General features: G+C 33.6%; 1 protein-coding gene. It reads right to left on the bottom strand.

Features of this window, described 5'->3' with window-relative positions; all coding sequences use genetic code 11:
* Positions 1–223 precede the first annotated feature (223 nt).
* On the bottom strand, positions 224–1,516 hold the full coding sequence (locus tag DXB39_RS14575; RefSeq protein ID WP_015517470.1) for an ATP-binding protein: 1,293 nt from the start codon (positions 1,514–1,516) through the stop codon (positions 224–226).
* Positions 1,517–1,620: the final 104 nt, after the last annotated feature.

The raw sequence follows: 1,620 nt of genomic DNA, 5'->3' as shown, positions 1-1,620 counted from the left end.
TTTTGATGTTCCAAATGTCGTTTGAAATAAAAAACCGTAGTCCGTAATTCTTGACATAATCGAAACCTCCCATCATTAAATTTTTTATATCTATCATCCGCTTTATTTTTATTTTTCTTTTTCTATCGACAACCCACTTCTAATATTTTACCTTTTCTGCACCAAGTACGATTTTTTTGCACGAAGTAAGACTTTTTACCAAAAAAGAGCACGAATGCTCTTTTTATGAATTGAGGAATAACTCAGCAATAAATTTATTTCCATCACTTTTCAATATTAAATTTCCATCATATTTTTTTACACTGCTCTGAACATTCAGCAGTCCTATTCCACCGCCTTTTCCTTTCGCTGATACCGGAAAACCATTTTTCCACTTTACCTCTCCGCAGTTATTTTCGATGCTGGCAGCTATCATTTTATGGTATGAGCCAATCTTAATCGAAATATATTTCTCTCCTTCCAGCTTCTCTGCTGCCTCAATCGCATTATCTAATAAATTTCCAAAAATAGTTGTAATGTCGATTGGTGCAAGGAAATTCAGATTCACATTATCCACCTTTATGGTTACTGAAATACCTTTTTCCCTCATAACGGATTCTTTATCGGTAAGAAGAATGTTCAAGATCGGATTTTCTGTGTATTGAACCGGAATGAGCGGCTTTAACAGTTCTCTGATTTCCGCTGCATATTCTCCTGCCGTATTCCCCTGCTCTGCACCATATAATCCTTCGATTGCTTTAATATGCTTATTTACATCATGTAATATGTGGACGGTTTGATCATATTTTTTTGTCTGCGTCAAATAGTATTCGTATTGTACCTTTGCCTGTTGCTCTAAAGCGATGAGCTGCTTTTCATAATAGTTCTTTTCATCTGCCATTTTAACAAAATATAAAAGGTATAGATCTGCCAGAACAATACACCCCATATTGACTGCACATAAATAATTTTCTTCTCCATTTTTAAAATTCTCTACAATTACACCCATGTTAATCAGATTGTATAGGAGTATAATTCCATACATGATGTACCTTGTCTTTGCATAAGGAATATCGCTCTTTTTCACAAACCTGTTTATGAATGTATAATACAAAAAAATAAGTATTACTTTTGAAAATGTTACCTCAAGGCAGTAAAGCATCGTTTCATTCACATTTTTTATATCTGCTGCCTGCAAAATACATTGTAAAAGAATCACTCCTAATGATTCACAAACAGACATGCAAAATACCAATGCCTCACATTCAATGATACGTCTTAACGGTTTATCCATATCCTCATAATACAGAGCATATGCTATTATCCCCGTCAACACGCCCCAGACCACCAAATTTAATATGGAATGATTGAGCATATTGATACAGGTTGTAAAAATCACTGTGACAGTCTCGATCACAATATATACATATCTACTTTGACTACTCTTTTTATACTTTCCATTCATAAACTGGAACAGTATGGTACTTATGATAAAACAGGAAAGAGCATTACATAATATCAGTAAAATCGTATTCATCGTTTCTCCTATGAATTTTTCTGCAAAAATTTATTTACTTCTTCTCTAAAATCGCTGCTTCTCTTTTGCGCAATCTGGAGTTCTTTTCCATTATCCATATAAAT

It is taken from the genome of Roseburia sp. OM03-7AC (assembly GCF_003462625.1).
In the GTDB taxonomy this organism is placed as follows: Bacteria; Bacillota; Clostridia; order Lachnospirales; family Lachnospiraceae; genus Roseburia_C; species Roseburia_C amylophila.
The sequence above is the reverse complement of the archived record's forward strand: the minus strand, read 5'-3'. Positions and strand labels throughout refer to the sequence as shown.